Source organism: Aeromonas sp. HMWF016 (assembly GCF_963878195.1).
Classification (GTDB): Bacteria; Pseudomonadota; Gammaproteobacteria; order Enterobacterales; family Aeromonadaceae; genus Aeromonas; species Aeromonas lacus.
Map to the genome: position 1 here is coordinate 6,045 of NZ_CAWNWX010000045.1, position 16,652 is coordinate 22,696.

Consider the following 16,652-nt stretch of genomic DNA (forward strand, 5'->3'; position numbering starts at 1 on the left):
CGCTTTTGTGAACCCCTGAAGCGGATTTTTCCATTAAAAGAATCGGATATGTGGCCGATAAGAGATGAAATCACCATTTTCAAGAGTTATCCCATGCTACCCAGTTCAATCCGTAATCAGCTGCTCGTCGATGAAGGCCAGTTGGGGCAGCGCCTCAACCAGGATCTTCAGCATGGCGATCGGGCTGATTTTCGATTGCAGCTGGCGCTACTGACCGATGCGGTGGAAGAGCAGCCCTGGTTCGATGCCAAGCCGGCGGCAAGCCCTGACCAGCGGGACTGGCGAGCGCACTTTGAGCTGCGAGAGGCTCAGGTGCTGATGGCCGAGGGAGCGGGGAGTGACTGTAGTGCCATCAATGAGCGGTTGCAGCAGGGGGGGAGCATGGTGGATGTGCGGCTCTGGCTGGCACTGCAAACGCCGCCACTGGTAGCCAGACAGCCGCTGATCGATGAGGCGGTGTTTGACAATCTGACACTGCTGGGACGCGAGAAGCTGCAACACAAGGTAGCCAGTGTGCCGCGGGAGGAGGATCCGCTGGTGCTGTTGCCGGTGCTTGACCGGTTGCAGCAGGGGGTTGATACTCGTCTTCACTGGCTCAGCTAGGGGCTGGTGCTTTTGTTCAGACAGCTGAAAATCAGGCAAACAAAAAGGCGGGATAACCCGCCTTTATGCTCTTTGTGATCCGCGATGGCTTATGCGTCAGCTTCGTCCGTTTCAACCTGCTCCTTCAATGCAGCATTGGCACGACGGGCAATGGGTTTTTCGGTATGGCGATTGAGTTGACGCTCCAGTTTTTGTCCCAATTCGTTGATGGCGGCGTAGAGATCCTCATGCTCTGCCTGGGCAAACAGTTTGCCGTTGGGGATGCCAGCACTGGCTTCGACAATGAACATCAGACGCTCTTTGGAGACAATCACATGGGGTGTGATGAGAGGCACCTGAAGACGTTCGAGCTTTTCAAAACGGGATTCGATACGCTCGCGAATAGCCGGGGTGATGTCGATGATTTTGCTGGTAATTTCGATTTTCATATAGGCCCCCTTCGGGTCGTCTTGCTTGTGTCTTCACCTTCAGATTACTGATTGGTGATACTTAAAATGTGATGCAGATCACAAAATGAAGCCATCATTATTCAGCAACTTATAAATTGTGATCTTTTCCGGTTTCGTGCCAAAAATCGCTTGAGCTCCTCGAAACTGGCAGGCAGTATGACGGGAATAGGATCGTTTCTGTCCCCTCTTGGCAGCACCCTGTGTCGACCTCATATCCGGTTCCCACTGCTTGATATCGCATGTTTGCACTTTGCCCCTCCTGTCTTCGACCTCATGAGCGGATCCGGAGCGGTTGCTGCTGCCTGTTGCTGGACATCAAACGTGGTCGGTTGTTGTGTTGGAGTCATAAATGAAGCATCAAGCCACGCAGGTCATGTGGTTTTTTGATCGGCAGCATGATCAGTGGAGTCTCTCTGATCAGGGCACCTGCCAGCAGTGGCAAGGAAAGGGAGTCCATCCATGGGCCGACCAGCTGCTGCCGGAAGATGAAGCGGGCTTTGCCGACTTCCTCATCCGCCTTCATGAATCACACCTGCCGGAACAGTTTATCGGTCACCTCAGAGATAAAGAGGGAGCCCTCAACCATGTGCTCTGGAGTGGCCAGTTTGTGCCCAACCAGGAGGTCTGCTGTGGCTGGCTGATCCCGCTTGCCGCGACGTCTCTCAAGCTCTCTTTGCCTTTGCTGCAGACCAGCCTGCTCACCCAGCTGGCGCAGGCGCTCTCTGCCCGCACCGGGCTCGACTTCTTCAACACCCTGGTCAAACAGCTTTCCCACATTCTGCAGGTCGATGCGGTCTGGGTCGGTGAGCTGAGCTCGGCGGATCGGGTGCGGGTGCTGGCCGCCGACGGGCTGGCGCTCAAGGATTACCCGCTGGCGGGAACACCCTGCCAGCAGCTCTATCGACAGGGCGCGGTCTGCCTGGAGGTGATCTCCGAGCAGGAGGAGTACCAGCCGTGGCTGGCCGCCGGTCAGACCTATTACGGTCAGCCGCTATTTGATGGCCGGGGGCAACTGCTGGGCCATCTGGCGCTGCTCAGTTCGGCACCGGCAGATATGGCGAACCTCAACTCGGTGCTCAACACCTTTACGGTGCGGATGGTTGCCGAGCTGGAACGGCTGCAATCAGATGCCCAGATGCGCCTCTCTGCGGTAGCTTTCGAAACCCATGAGGGGATCATCATCACCGACCCGGACTTCAAGATCCTGCGGGTCAACAACGCCTTTAGCCAGATCACCGGATTTGATAGCCAGGCTGTGCTCGGCCTGCAGCTGGAACAGGATCTCTGGCCAAATCTGGGGGGGCTTGGTTACGAGCTCAATCCCCTGAGCCGCTGGCAGGGTGAGACCCAGCGTCTGCACGCCGATGGTCATACCTATCCCCAATGGGAAATCGTGACGCCGGTACAGGATGAGAAGGGGGGCATAAGCCACTTCGTCATCTGCTTCGAGGATATCTCCGAGCGCAAGGCCGCCGAACGGCGGATCCAGGATCTCGCCTATTACGACGAGCTGACTGGTCTGCCCAACCGCCGCCAGCTTCATGAAACCCTGGTTCAGACCTTCAATGAGGCGACCCACAGCTGCCTGATCGGCGCGCTGCTCTTCATCGATCTCGATCACTTCAAGACCATCAACGACTCCCTTGGCCACGCCACCGGCGACTGGCTGCTCAAAGAGGTGGCGACCCGACTCAAGCGGCTGGTGCGTCAGGGGGATTGTCTGGCTCGCCTCGGCGGGGATGAATTCGTTCTGCTGCTGCCGTCGCTGTCGGCCAGCCCGCCCCAGGCGGAGATGCAGGCCGACATCATTGCCGAGCGGCTCATCACCGAGATTGCCGCACCTTACACCTATGCGGGGCAGGTGCTGCACATCGGTGCCAGCGTCGGCATCACCCTGTTTCCGGATCGGGAGCAGGGAGTGGATGATCTGCTCAAGCAGGCGGATACCGCCATGTATCAGGCCAAGTCGGCCGGTCGCAAGACTCGTCGCTTCTTTGACGCTTCCATGCAGCAGCAGGCGGATCGCCGGCTGCACATCCACAACGAGCTGCGCAACGCCCTCAACCAGCAGGAGCTGACGCTCTACTATCAGCCCCAACATCTGGTGGATGGCGGCGATATCATCGGTGTCGAGGCACTGATCCGCTGGCAGCCGGCGGGGCGCGCGCTGGTTTCGCCGGCCGAGTTTATCCCCATCGCCGAGGAGAGCGACCTTATTGTCGATATCGGCAACTGGGTGCTCCATGAAGCCTGTGCCCAGTATGTGCTGTGGGAGGAGAATGGTATCCATATCCCACAGATCTCGGTCAACGTCAGTGCCAAGCAGTTCCATGCCACCGACTTTGTCGAGCGGATCCACGATGTGCTGGCGCAAACCGGCATGGATCCGGCCTGCCTCAATCTGGAGATCACCGAATCCGTGGTGCTGGGCCATGCCGAGGACACCATCAGCAAGATGACGGATCTCAAATCTCTTGGCATCAGCTTTGCCATCGACGATTTCGGCGCCGGCTACTCCTCCCTGAGCTATCTCAAGCGGCTGCCCGCCGACGAGCTCAAGATCGACCGCTCCTTCATCCAGGACATCCCGAAGGATGGCGACAACATGGCCATCGTCGAGGCGGTGATCGCCATGGCACGCCACATGGGGTTCAACGTCACCGCCGAAGGGGTGGAGTCACGCCAGCAGCTGGAGTTTCTCAAGGCGCAGGGGTGCAGCTTCTATCAGGGCTATCTTGCCTCCAAGCCGTTGCCGGTGCCCTATCTGGAGAAATATGTACAGCGCCTCGCGAGACAAGAGTACCCGCGCGAAATCCAGCTGAGCGGCGTAGAAAAATAGTCTCCTCTCCCCGCTGTCGCCTTGGCTGGCAACGGGTAGAATGGGAGGCAGTAGACCCACCGCCCGCGGGCGGTGTTCTTGCCTCGCAATGGAGATGTTCAGTGAAAGCTGTATGGGGAATTGTTTTGTCGGCGCTGTTTGCGCCGGGTCTGATGGCACAAACAGCGGAGCAGTCGCTGTACCGTCAGGCCTACGATGCGGTAAAGGCCGATGATCAGGCCCGTTTCCAGCAAATTCGAGCCCGTTTGGCTCATTATCCCCTGTTGCCCTACCTCGATTATTACCAGCTCGCCTTTCGGCCCGGGGCGGCCGACTACAACGATGTGACCCGCTTTATCCGCGAGCATGGCGACACCCCCCAGTCGAACCGGCTGGAACGCAGTTACCTCACCTATCTGGCCCAGAGCGAGCAGTGGTCGCAATTCCTGCGCTTCTATCCGGCCAAGCCGAGCTCCACCGATCTGCTCTGCATGCACTATCAGGCGCTCTACAACACCGGCAAACAGGGTGAAGCGTTGCAGGGGGCTGGCAAACTCTGGATGAGCGGTCAATCCCGCCCCGACGCCTGCTCGCCGCTCTTCAAGCTTTGGCAGGCATCCGGTCAGCGTACTCAGGAGAAGATCTGGCAGCGGATGACTCTCGCCTTTGAGGCGGAGAACCCCAACCTGATCCGCCATCTGGGGGCCAACCTGTCGGGTAGCCTGCAAAGCTATGGCGATCAGATGGTGACCCTGTTTGAACAGCCTGCCAAGGCGATGAATCCCGCTTATTTCAGCAGCAATCCCTACTCAAGGAAGCTGCTCTCACTCGGTTTGGCCCGTTATGCCAATCAGGAACCCGAGGCGGTACTGCGCCAGCTGGCGCTCTTTCGCAGCCGCTTTGGCTTGACCCAGGCCGAGGTCAAGCCGGTTGAGCGTGCCATTGCCCGGCGCTTGCTGCTGGATCGCTCACTGGCCCAGCGCAGCTGGCTCGACAATACGGTAGTGCGGCTGGCCGACCCCGATATCACCGAGCTGCGGGCCCGTCTCGCGATTTGGGAGCAGGATTGGCGCGGCCTCTCCGGCTGGGTGAAAAAGATGCCGATGGCGCGCCAGAAAGAGGATCGTTGGCGTTACTGGATGGCGCGCTCCCTTGAGGTGCAGGGACAGAAGAAACCGGCTCAGGATCTCTATCTGGAGACCGCCAACCTGCGCGGTTTCTACGGGTTCATGGCGGCCCAGCGTACCGGCGTGCCCTACCGCATGGTCAATCAGGGGGTGAAGCATGTACCGGACTGGCGCACCGCCAGCCAGCGTTGGCCCTTCCTGCTGCGGGTGCGCGAGCTGCTGTCGATGAACGAAATCACTGCAGCACGGGCCGAGTGGATCCACAACATGGATCGCAACCCGGTGGCTCAACGCATCGAGTTTGGTCATATCGCCCTCAATCAGGGGTGGCATGAGCTGGCTATCCTCTCCAGCATCCGCGCCGAGGCGTGGGATGCACTGGAGCTGCGCTTCCCCAAACCTTACAGGCAGACGTTCAGTCAGGTGGCGCGGGAGCGGGCGGTCAACATGAGCCTGCTCTACGCCATCTCCCGTCAGGAGAGTGCTCTTTATCCGATGGCCCAGTCACCGGTGGGGGCGCGCGGCCTGATGCAGCTGATGCCCTCGACCGCCAAAGAGACTGCCGGCAAGCTCGGTGTGCCCTATCGCAGCGAACAGCAGCTGTTTGATCCGGCGATGAATGTCCGGCTCGGCAGTGCCTACCTCAAGCGCTTGCTCGATCTCTACGATGGCAACCGGATCCTGGCGGCAGCGGCCTACAACGCCGGGCCCGGTCGGGTGAAGCGCTGGCGCGATCAGAGTGAAAACAAGCCGATGGATGTCTGGGTCGAGAGCATCCCCTACAAAGAGACGCGCAACTACGTGCAGAACGTGTTGTCGTTTGACCTTATCTATCAGCACAAGCTGCAGCAGCCGCTGCGCTTCATGTCGGATCGGGAGCTCAACCACGCCTATTGAGCACGGGGCCGCCAGTCGGCCCCGTTTTCAAATCCCGCAGGCAGCGGGTATCATCAGCAACGCTCTGTTACAAAAGGAAACATGAGTGGTGATCGGGCTCCGGGAAATGTTCCAGGGAGCGGGATATACTCGGCCGTCGGCACCAGCAGGTTCCCCTCACAATAAAGGAATGGATAGTGGCAACGATAAAAGACGTTTCTCAGCTGGCAAATGTGTCTATTTCCACCGTATCGCGCGTGATCAACAACACGGCGCAGGTCGCCCCGGAAAAGCGCGAGGCAGTATTGGCGGCCATGAAGGAACTGAATTTTCGGCCCAACAGTTTTGCCCAGGCTCTGGTCAGCAAGCGTTCCAACTGCATCGGCGTGCTGGTCGGCGACCTCTGCGGTGGCCCCTTCTTCGCCCAGATGATGCGGGGCATTGAAACCATGGTCGATCGGGCAAACAAGTTCACCATTGTGATGTCGGGCAACCATGACATTACCCGCGAACGCCATGCCATTCAGGCCCTGCTGCAGCGTCAGTGCGATGCGCTGATCCTGCACAGCAAGGCGCTGCCCGACGACGAGCTGAGCGAGCTGGCGGCGGGCACCACTCCCATCGTCTTTATCAACCGTCAGGTGCCGGGTGCCGAAGATCGCTGCGTCTGGCTCGACAACAAGGCGGGGATCACCACGGCTTGCCAGCATCTGCTCGATGCCGGTCATCGCAAGATTGCCTTTATTACCTCCGACGACGAGGAGTTCGTCGATGGTCAGCAACGGATGGCGGGCTATACCCAGACGCTGGGGCGGGCTGGTATCTCCCTTGATCCGGCCCTGATCAGCCGCGGCTTTGCCGACGAGAACGGTGGTTATGTGGCGATGAGCGAGCTGCTGGCGCGCGGTGTCGAGTTCACTGCCGTGCTCGGTTTCAACGATGGCATGGTGGCCGGGGCTATCTCCTGCCTGCTGGAGCGTGGTTACAAGATCCCGCAACAGGTGTCGGTGGTGGGCTTCGACGATATCCCCTATGCCCGCTACATCTATCCCAAGCTCACCACGGTGCGCTACCCCATTGAGGAGATGGGCAGCCGTGCCGCCGAGCTGGCCTTGCGCCTGCTTGATCACAAGCCGGTAGACGGGTTGCCGCTCAAATTCGAAGCCCAGCTGGTGGAGCGTGAATCGGTCGCTTGATCTGCGGCGAGAGGTTCAGAGCAATATGGCCCCGTCGGGGCCATATCTTTATCCGTCACATGAGTTCCGGTTTTATCCCGCCAGGGCAATCCGCTGCTGGCGGCGCACTTCCACCCCTTCGGCAAGGGTATCGAGCACTATCCGCGTCTGCTCCCAACCGATGCAGCCATCGGTGACCGACTGGCCGTAGCGCAGCGGCTGGCTGGCTATATCCTGGCGTCCCTCCTTGAGAAAACTCTCCACCATGACGGCGGCGATGGTGTGGCAGCCGCTGCCCAGCTGGGCAGCCAGCTCCCGTGCAACGGGCAGTTGGCGGGCGTGCTGTTTCTGGCTGTTGCCGTGGCTGCAATCGACCATCAGGCGAGGGGAGAGATGGAGTTGGCGCAGCAGCTCGCCCGCCTCTGCCACATGATTGCTCTGATAGTTGGGCTGGCGGCCACCGCGCAGGATCAGGTGACCATCGGGGTTGCCATGACTGCGCACCAGTGCCAGCCGACCGTCACCGGAAGGCTGCGGATAGAGGTGAGCGGCCCGGCTGGCAAGGATGGCCTCGACCGCGATCCGGACGTTGCCATCGGTGCCGTTTTTAAAACCGATGGGGCAGGGGAGGGCCGAGGCCAGCTGGCGGTGCAATTGGGATTCGGTGGTGCGGGCACCGATGGCGCCCCAGCTGATGAGATCCCCCAGATAGAGCATGCTGGTGAGATCGAGAAATTCGGTGGCACAGGCGAGCCCCTCTTGCCCGAGTGCCAGCAGCAGTTCGCGCGCCTGGCGCAATCCCTCCGCCAGCCGATCGCTGCCGTCCAGACCCGGGTCGAAGATAAATCCCTTCCAACCGAGCGTCGTGCGCGGCTTCTCGAAATAGGTGCGCATCACCAGTTGCAGCTGAGCCCCGTATTGGCCCTGCAGTTCGGCCAGCCGGCCACCATAGTCACGGGCGGCGGCCGGATCGTGGATGGAGCAGGGACCGATCACCAGCAGCAAGCGGTCGTCCTCTCCATGCAGAATATGGCGGGCTTGCTGGCGGCTGCGAGCTATCTGGCGGGCAAGTCGGTGAGGGACGGGGTGATCTTGCAGCAACTCATCCGGTGTGGGCAGGGGGGCAAGGGGTGATGCGTTCAGTAGTGAGGTGAACATGAGTGATCCTTATGGAAATGGAAACCTGCATGCTCATTGCTGTCCAGTGGGGATCTTCCCCTTATTGTGTCGGGCAATGCAGCGCGGGCAAGAGGCCCGCGCTGTTGGCTTGATGAGCTTTAGAAGCGGGCCGAGCCACTGATGTAGTAGCTGCGACCCGGCTCCACGTTCTGGAAGGTGGGGTCTTTTTCCTGCAGGCGCACATCGGTCAGGTTGGTGATACCGACCCGCAGATCAAAGTTGCTGGTGACCTTGAAGCCGGTGCCGAGATCGAAAGTCTGATAGCTGGGCAGCTTGTGCAGTACGACAACCTTGTTGACGGTCTGCTCCGCATACTGGGTGCCGGTGTAGGTGGTGCCAACGAAGGCGTTGACCCGCTCGGTAGCCTGCCAGGTCAGCTTGGCGTTGGCCTTGTGCTCCGGTCGCTCGGGCAGTGCCTGACCCTGATCGCCTTCTGCTTTCAGGTAGGTGTAGTTGGCACCCAGATTGATGTCGTCGGTCAGATCGAGCCTGCCGGTCAGCTCCAGCCCTTTGGTGGTGGCCTTCTCCAGGTTGTACCAGGTGCGGTCAGTGGAGTTCGGCAGCTGTTTGAAGGTGAGCATGTCGTCGATATCGGAGTAGAACAGGGTGGCATTGGTCTCCCAGATCCCTTGCCCTGCGATAACACCCAGCTCGTAGTTGGTGCTGGTTTCCGGCTTGACCTTGTCGCTGCCATAGATGCGGCAACTGCCGCCGCAGCTCTCGATGCTGTAGCCATTGGAGTACTGGTGCGGTGCCGGCGCCTTGAAGGCCTGGCTGACACCGCCTTTCACGGTCACCACATCGTTCAGTTCGTACACCAGATAGCCGCGCGGGGTGAAGTGGCTGCCGTAGATCTCGTGGTGATCATAACGGCCGCCCAGAGTCAGGGTCAGGCTGTCGGTCAGGCCGATCTCGTCCTGAGCAAACAGTGCCTCCTGGGAGTGACTCTCCTTGCCGCCGATATCCTTGTAGCTCACCGCATCCACCAGCTCCCGATCCAGATATTCGCCACCCAGCGTCAGGTAGTGGTTGGCCAGCGCCAGATTGGTGTAGCCCTTCAGGGTGAAGGTGTTCTCCTCCAGTTCGCGCTGCTGCGGGGCTGAGTAGCTGGTATTGAAATCGTCGATCTGGGAGCTTTCATAGTTGGCCATGAGGGTGGTGTCACCCCAGCTCCAGTTTCCCTTGTGAGTCAGACCAAACAGGTTGCGATCGTTCTGCTGCTGGCGGCTGTGCACCTTGTTGCCGGTCTTGCGGAAGATATCGAGGGGCCGCTCATCCTGGTTGTAGAGATAGTCAAACTCGAAGCGTTGCTGCTCATCCACCAGCCAGCTCAGAGTAGAGGCAAAGTTGCGGGTCTGTTTGGCTTCGATGAGCGGGATGCCATCGGCCGCTTCCGGCGGAGTCCAGGCCTGACGGTCATACACTTCACCATTCATCCGGATCAGCAGGTTGTCGGTCAGCGGGCCGGTAAAGCCCAGGTTGGTTCTGTGCTGATCGCCGCCATCCTTGCCTTCAATGGCCTTGAAGTCGGCATCCGCCGCCCCTTGCCAGGTTTTGCCCGGCTGCTTGGTGATGATGTTGATGACACCGCCGATGGCATCGGAGCCGTAAAGTGCCGACATGGGGCCACGGATCACCTCGACCCGCTCGATCATGCCAAGGGGCACCGGGGTGTTGTCGAAGTTGCCACCGCGCCACAGGGCATTGGAGGAGGAGAGGCGTTTGCCATCCACCAGCACCAGCGTGTATTTGCCCGACATGCCGCGAATACCGATATCGCTGCGGCCATTGGTGTCGGTCTCGGCCTGGATACCCACCTCGTGGCGCAGCAGGTCGGCAAGGTCATTGACCGGTGCGGCCTTGATCTGTTCGGCACTGATAACCGAGATGGAGGCGGGGGCCGAGCGGGTATTGTGCGCCGTGGTGGTGACGGTGATCACCTCGTCGGCTTGTGGGACGTTGCTGGCGGCGATCGCTTGCTGGGTCAGCAGGGTGACTATGGTGGTGGCCAGCAGGCTGGGGGCAATAAAACGGGAGGTTGAGGATTTCATTATTTACATCTTCCATAACATTCAAATGATAAGCGTTATCATTATCAAATTGAATTTGCTCCGATCGCAACTCTTTTTTATCGGCGATGTTCGGTTTCGTTCGTCCCTCTCTTTTGACTAAAAAGAAGTTAATGAAATTGATTCTCATTTGTGTTGATCGTTTTTTCACTCCTTGTTAGGATGCCGCTCACCCTGCGACATTGTGAGTCAAATGACTCACATTTTGTCGTTTCAGGCAGTGATTCATTCCAAGGAGTAGCACCGTCATGTGTGACCATGCACTGGAAGAAGAGTGGCCCGCCGCAACGGCCGGGCTGGATAAAGTGTGCTGTTTTGCCAGCGGTGACAGGGTATTGGTCGCTTCCGGTATCCACGACAGTTTTACCGGCATCCCACCGGAGAAGCTGATCGCCCATCTACGTCAGTTGCGCCAGCAGGGGATGGACAATCCCATCGTCATCGGCGCCATTCCGTTTGATACCCAATCCCCCTGGCATCTGGTGATCCCGACGCAATCGCAGTGGGTCAAACGGGATGCGCTGTTGCCCGCCAGCTGTTGTCAGCTCCGTGGCGAGGTGAGCGAAGTGACCGGCTCTGCCCACTATCAGGGGGCGGTGCGGGCGGCGCTGCAGCAGTTCAGCGAGGGCCAGCTCGAGAAGGTGGTGCTGTCGCGCGCCATCGATGTGCAGAGCGCTGAGCAGACCTCCCCCGCACACGCATTTGGTTCTCTGCTGGCCCAGAATCCGGGCGCCTATGTGTTCCAGATCCCGCTGCCGGAGGGAGAGACCCTGCTTGGCGCCAGCCCCGAGCTGCTGGTATCGCGCAGCGAGATGGCGGTGGTGAGCAATCCGTTGGCGGGCTCCCGTCCGCGCCACGCTTTTTCCGATCAACAGGCAGCCAGTGCCGAACTGCTGGGTGCCCAGAAGGATCGCTATGAACATGCGCTGGTGGCCGATGCGGTCGCTGCGGCCCTCGCTCCCTTCTGCCGCGAGCTGGACGTCCCCATTGAGCCGCAGGTGATCGCGACCCCTACCATGTGGCACCTCTCGACCCGTATCGCCGGGCGGCTCCATGAGCCTTCTCCCGTGCTGGCACTGGCGCTGGCACTGCACCCGACGCCAGCGGTGTGCGGCACGCCGCTCTCGGCTGCTCGTCATGCCATCGCCCGGCTTGAGGGGTACGATCGCCGCTTCTACTGTGGCGCCGTCGGCTGGATGGATGCCGACGGCAATGGCGAGTGGGTGGTCACCATCCGCTGTGGCGTACTGGCTGGCAGGCAGCTGCGGCTCTATGCCGGCGCCGGGGTGGTGGTGGGCTCCTCGCCGGAAGCGGAGTGGCAAGAGACCGCCGCCAAGCTCGGCACCATGCTGCGGGCGTTTGGTCTCGAAAGCCGGGAGCCGGAGGTGACAACATGAAGCCGCTGGTGCCCTTTACCCCCTGGCCTGCAGAGCTGGCGGCCCACTACCGGGCACAAGGTTGGTGGTGCGGGCAACCGCTCACCGCCCTGCTCGATGACTCCGCCGAACGTTATCCCGAGCGCACGGCCCTGATCTGCGGTGAACGCACTCTCAGTTATGGCCAGTTAAAACGTGAGGTCGATGCGCTGGCGGCGCGGCTGGCGGCGCGCGGGCTGGGCCACGGTGATACCGCGCTGGTGCAGTTGCCCAACTGCGCCGAGTTTTATATCTGCTGGTTTGCCCTGATCCGCTGCGGTGTGGTGGCTGTGCACGCCCTCTATAGCCATCAGCGGCGCGAGCTGGTGGCCTTTGCTCGCCAGATTGAGCCCGCCTTGCTGGTACTCAGTCCCTCTCATCCCGGCTTTTCCGGTGAAGCGGGGAGCCTCGCGGCCCTTGACGAGCTGGTGGCGCCTTCCTGTCAGACACTGCTTTTCGAACAGGCTGAAGGGGGCGATCTTCAGTCTGGATTTGCATGGCGTCAGCCTCAATCCATGACCCGTGCAGATGGTTCTGTGCAGGTGGCTGCTGCGCCTACACCGACTCCAGCCGATCAGGTCGCCTTTTTCCAGCTCTCCGGCGGCAGTACCGGCACCCCCAAACTGATCCCCCGTACCCACGATGACTATGGCTACAGCGTGCGCCAGAGTGTGGCGGTGTGCGGTTGGGATGAGCGGGTGATCTATCTCTGCGCCCTGCCGGCACCCCACAACTTTCCCCTGAGTTCCCCCGGCGCACTCGGGGTGTTTTATGCCGGTGGCTGCGTGGTGCTGGCAAAAGATCCCTCTGCGGCAACCTGTCTGCCGCTGGTGCAGCGTCATCAGGTCAACTGGGCGGCACTTGTGCCACCGGCGCTGGCGCTCTGGCTGGAGGCGGCCAGCTACTATCCGCAGACCTCTCTGGAGTGTGTGCAGGTGGGCGGTGCGCGCCTCAGCCCGGCTCACGCCGAGGCGGTGGCGAGCCGCCTTGGCTGCCGCTTGCAGCAGGTGTTCGGCATGGCCGAGGGGCTGGTCAACTACACCCGCATCGAGGATGACCACTGGCTCATCGTCAATACCCAGGGCCGCCCGATGAGCCCGGGCGACGAGGTGGAGGTGCGAGGCAGCGACGGACGCCCCTTGCCTGATGGTGAGTGTGGCGAACTCTGGACGCGTGGCCCCTACACCTTTCGCGGCTACTTCAAGGCTGATGCCCACAAGCAGCGGGCTTTCGACCGGGACGGTTTCTACTGCACCGGCGATCTGGTCTGCCGCTTGCCCGGCGGCCATCTGATGGTGGTGGGACGCAACAAGGATCAGATCAACCGGGGCGGGGAGAAGATCGACGCCATCGAGATTGAAGAGCTGCTGATTACTCATCCGGAGGTGCGGCAGGCGGCACTGGTCGCCATGCCGGATACCATGCTCGGGGAGCGCAGCTGCGCCTTTTTGATGTGCCGCGAGCCCCTCAATCTGCCCCGCTTGCGCCGTTTCCTGCGCGAGCAGGGGGTGGCCGATTACAAACTGCCCGATCGCGTGGTGCTGGTGGAGCAACTGCCCCACACCCCGGTCGGCAAGATAGACAAACAGACGCTGCGCGAGCAGCTCGCCAAGGAGTGTGCATGACCATTCAATCCCTCGCCGCCTATCCGCTGCCCACCGCTGAGGAGCTGCCCACCGGGCGGGTGAACTGGCCCTTCGAACCGGGCCGCGCCGTCTTGCTGGTCCATGATATGCAGCACTATTTCGTCGATTTCTACGGGCCGGGCAATCCGCTGATCAATCAGGTCATCGACCATATCGCCACCCTGATCCGTCAGGCGCGTGCCCTCGGTATGCCGGTGGTCTATACCGCCCAGCCAGCCGAACAGAGTCAGGCCGATCGCGCCCTGCTCAACGACATGTGGGGGCCCGGGCTGACCCGAGCGCCGGAGCGTCAACCCATCGTTCCTGCGCTGGCGCCAGAGCCGCAGGATACGGTGCTGACCAAGTGGCGCTACAGCGCTTTTTGCCGCTCACCGCTGGCAGAGCTGATGGCCGAATGGGGGCGGGATCAGCTGGTGATCTGCGGCATCTACGGCCATATCGGGGTGATGCAGACGGCGGTCGATGCCTTTATGCGCGATATCCGCCCCTTCCTGGTGGCAGATGCCATCGCCGACTTCTCCCGCGAGGATCATCTGCTGGCGCTCTCCTATGTCAGCCGCAATGCCGGTCGGGTGATTACCGTGGCCGAGGTGATGGCGGCCAGCAAACGTCCCCTGACTCGGGAGTCACTGCGTGCTCAGGTGCTGGCGCGGCTGCCCGCCGATATGCAGCAGGAACAGCCCACCGAGGATGACAACCTGCTCGACTACGGTCTCGACTCGCTGGCTGTGATGGGGTTGGTGGAGGAGTGGCGCCAGCAGGGGCTGGTGGTGGAGCTGGCCGAGCTGGCCCGCACGCCTACCCTGGCTCACTGGTGGGGGCTTCTCTCCCGTCAGCTTAATGTCAGTCAGCCCAATGTCAGCCAGCTCAATGTCAGTCAGGCCACGGCTTATCAGGTCAACGAAGATCACGTCAGCGAGCCGGAGTGCACCCCATGAGCGAGTGGCAAGGCAGAACCGTCTGGGTAACCGGCGCAGCGCAGGGGATTGGCCATGCGGTGGCACGAACCTTTGCCGAGGCGGGAGCCAGCGTGGTTGTGTTCGATCTGCAACTGGCCGAGGCGCTGCCCGGCAACGTGAAGGGGGTGGTGATCGACGTGAGTGACAGCGAGGCCGTGACCCGCTGTTGCGAACAATTGCTGGACGAGGGGCTGGGGCCCGATGTGCTGGTCAATGTCGCTGGCGTGCTGGCGACCGGCAGGCTCGATGAGGTGGATGACGCCCTTTTACTGCGCACCTTCGCTATCAACACCTTCGCCCCCTTCTACCTGATGCGGGCCCTGACCCCCTGGTTTAAGGGGCGGCGCAGGGGGGCCATCGTCAATGTCTCCTCCAATGCCGGTCGGGTGCCGCGAGTGGGGATGGGCATCTATGGCGCCTCCAAGGCGGCGTTGACCAGCCTGACCCAAACGGCAGGCTTGGAGCTCGCCCCCTATGGGGTGCGCTGCAATCTGGTGTCGCCGGGCTCGACCCGTACCCCGATGCTCTGCGGCATGTGGCAGGAGGGGGAGGCGGAGCAGCGCGAAGGGGAGCTGCGCACCATCGCTGGCCTGCCCGAGCAGTTCAAGCTGGGGATCCCCCTTGGCAAATTGGGAACACCCGACGAGGTGGCTGCCTGCGTGCTGTTTCTCGCCTCCGATGCCGCCAGCCATATCACCTTGCAGGATCTGGTGGTCGATGGCGGTGCCACCCTGGGGGTCTAGCCCGCGCGCTGCCGATCTGGCAGGCGTGACACCTTCTTCATGGAGGAGGCCTTGCCTCCTCGCTTTTCAGCCATGCGGGCAGGGGCAAGCCGCTGCCCGCTCGATGTTTGCGCAAGGACATTCCCATGGAACAGACAATGGCGATGCGCGCCACCCACCAGCGTGGTGAACACCCGCGCTGGCCGCTAACCACCGCTCAGGCTGGCATCTGGTTTGCCCAGCAAAAATACCCGCAGAGCCCCACCTGCAACACCGGCGAGTATTGGCTGCTGGAGGGGGCGCTGGCTCCCCATCACTTCACCCGCGCGGTACGCCAGACCATCGACGAGATCCCCGGTCTGCACTGCGCCTTTGTGGCCACTGCCGATGGCCCGCAGATGGTGGCCAATCCCGCCTGCTGGCAGCTGGCCGAGCGGGATCTGCGCAGCGAAGCCGACCCACTCGCAGCCGCGCAGGCCGAGATGCGTGCGCAGCTGGCCGCCCCCTTCAATCTGGCCGGGGGGCCGCTGTTTACCACGACGCTCTATCGCCTTGGCGAGGGGCGGTGGGCCTGGTTTATCGCCGTGCACCATATCGCCATCGATGGCTTTGGCCTGAGCCTGCTCTGCCAGAGGGTGGCAAATTGGTATGAGGCGCTCTGCGCCGGCGAGCAGCCAGCACCCTGCCACTATGCGACCCAGAAGGAATTGTTGGCCGAGGAGGCGGCCTATCAGGATTCGCCGCGCGCCGCGCGGGATCGCGATTTCTTCGTGCAGCAGCTGGCCGGGGTGGAGAGCCCTGCGTCACTCTCCCGACGTCCGGCGCAAGGGCCGGGCCCCACATATCGTCTTGAACAGCGGCTTGCTGGCCGCCAGTGGCAGGCACTGGTGGCGCGGGCGAGTCGCTCGGCCTGTCACCCCTACAGCCTGCTGCTGGCGGCGGTGGCCAGCTATGTGCAGCGGATGAGCGGCACTGGCGAGGTGGTGCTGGGGATTCCGCTGATGGGGCGGCTGGGCTCAGTGGCGGCCGATACCCCCTGCATGAAGGTCAATGTGGTGCCCCTGCGCATCGAGCTGAGCGGCACCAGCCGGGTAGGGGAGTTGCTGGCACAGGTCGAACGGCAATTTGCCGCCCTGCGCCGCCATCAGGGTTGTCGTCAGGAGTGGTTGCAACAGCGTCAGCCTGGCCAGCCGTTGTTTGGCCCTCAGGTCAATCTAATGCCCTTTGCCCGTACCCTCAGCGTTGGTGAAGGGCACAACGAAGTTCGTGGCGAGGTGCAGGTGCTGGCGGCGGGGCTGGTGGAGGAGTGCGCCTTCTATTTTGCCGAGGAGGCAGGCGCGATGACCCTGACCCTCGAAGCACATCAGGGGCGCTTCAGCCAACAGGAGAGCGAACGTCATCTGGCCCGGCTGGTAGCCTATCTGGCGGCCTGGAGTGAGGCGGATGACGAGGCCCTGGCGGTGCGCTTGCCGCTGCTGCTGCCTTGCGAGCAGGCAGAGCTGGCGCGCTGGAACCAAACCGACCATCCGCTGCCGACCACCACCCTGAGCACACTGCTGGCCGAGGGGCTGGCGGCGGCAGATCAGAGCGCCATCGCGCTGGAGTGTGGCGCCG

12 protein-coding genes are annotated in these 16,652 nt (G+C 61.6%); 9 read left to right on the forward strand and 3 right to left on the reverse strand.

From position 1 onward, the window contains the following. Positions 1-93: 93 nt before the first annotated feature. Positions 94-603, forward strand: coding sequence for a VC2046/SO_2500 family protein (locus AACS24_RS06565; protein WP_108572773.1), 510 nt, complete (start codon positions 94-96; stop codon positions 601-603). Positions 604-692: 89 nt separating this feature from the next. Here AACS24_RS06565 and hpf read toward each other — a convergent pair whose 3' ends face one another. Beyond that, complete coding sequence (gene hpf / locus AACS24_RS06570; protein WP_033113440.1) at positions 693-1,031, reverse strand: ribosome hibernation-promoting factor, HPF/YfiA family; 339 nt, start codon at positions 1,029-1,031, stop codon at positions 693-695. Between the two features lie 370 nt (positions 1,032-1,401). On the opposite strand from hpf, the gene AACS24_RS06575 reads away from it, so the two are divergent. The 3 genes from AACS24_RS06575 (at position 1,402) to AACS24_RS06585 (ending at position 7,069) form a co-directional block, all read left to right on the forward strand. Continuing rightward, a complete protein-coding gene (locus AACS24_RS06575; protein ID WP_108572755.1) occupies positions 1,402-3,891 on the forward strand; it encodes a putative bifunctional diguanylate cyclase/phosphodiesterase in 2,490 nt (829 codons plus the stop codon). Positions 3,892-3,992: 101 nt separating this feature from the next. Beyond that, the gene (locus AACS24_RS06580) at positions 3,993-5,894 is read left to right on the forward strand and encodes a transglycosylase SLT domain-containing protein (protein WP_108572757.1); all 1,902 of its coding nucleotides are present in this window, start codon (positions 3,993-3,995) and stop codon (positions 5,892-5,894) included. Positions 5,895-6,070: 176 nt separating this feature from the next. Continuing rightward, complete coding sequence (locus AACS24_RS06585; RefSeq protein ID WP_108572759.1) at positions 6,071-7,069, forward strand: LacI family DNA-binding transcriptional regulator; 999 nt, start codon at positions 6,071-6,073, stop codon at positions 7,067-7,069. 72 nt (positions 7,070-7,141) lie between these two features. Here the strand turns inward: AACS24_RS06585 and AACS24_RS06590 are convergent, their stop codons facing one another. Both AACS24_RS06590 and AACS24_RS06595 read right to left on the reverse strand, forming a co-directional pair. Further along, entirely contained in the window at positions 7,142-8,206 is a 1,065-nt protein-coding gene (locus AACS24_RS06590; RefSeq protein WP_108572761.1) for a 3-deoxy-7-phosphoheptulonate synthase, read from the reverse strand. Positions 8,207-8,325: 119 nt separating this feature from the next. Further along, a complete protein-coding gene (locus AACS24_RS06595; RefSeq protein ID WP_108572763.1) occupies positions 8,326-10,278 on the reverse strand; it encodes a TonB-dependent receptor domain-containing protein in 1,953 nt (650 codons plus the stop codon). A 266-nt stretch (positions 10,279-10,544) separates the two neighbouring features. Here AACS24_RS06595 and AACS24_RS06600 point away from each other — a divergent pair, with 266 nt between their 5' ends. From AACS24_RS06600 to AACS24_RS06620, 5 genes are all read left to right on the forward strand, one after another. Next, on the forward strand, positions 10,545-11,693 hold the full coding sequence (locus tag AACS24_RS06600) for an isochorismate synthase (protein WP_108572765.1): 1,149 nt from the start codon (positions 10,545-10,547) through the stop codon (positions 11,691-11,693). Next, entirely contained in the window at positions 11,690-13,336 is a 1,647-nt protein-coding gene (locus tag AACS24_RS06605; RefSeq protein WP_108572767.1) for a (2,3-dihydroxybenzoyl)adenylate synthase, read from the forward strand. The genes AACS24_RS06600 and AACS24_RS06605 overlap by 4 nt, the downstream gene beginning before the upstream one ends. After that, entirely contained in the window at positions 13,333-14,295 is a 963-nt protein-coding gene (locus AACS24_RS06610) for an isochorismatase family protein (RefSeq protein WP_108572770.1), read from the forward strand. The genes AACS24_RS06605 and AACS24_RS06610 overlap by 4 nt, the downstream gene beginning before the upstream one ends. Then, the gene (gene dhbA / locus AACS24_RS06615) at positions 14,292-15,059 is read left to right on the forward strand and encodes a 2,3-dihydro-2,3-dihydroxybenzoate dehydrogenase (protein WP_108572771.1); all 768 of its coding nucleotides are present in this window, start codon (positions 14,292-14,294) and stop codon (positions 15,057-15,059) included. Before AACS24_RS06610 ends, dhbA begins: the two co-directional genes overlap by 4 nt. Before the next feature lie 125 nt (positions 15,060-15,184). Further along, positions 15,185-16,652 (forward strand): condensation domain-containing protein (locus AACS24_RS06620; RefSeq protein WP_258223120.1); only part of this gene is annotated, 1,468 nt, incomplete at its 3' end.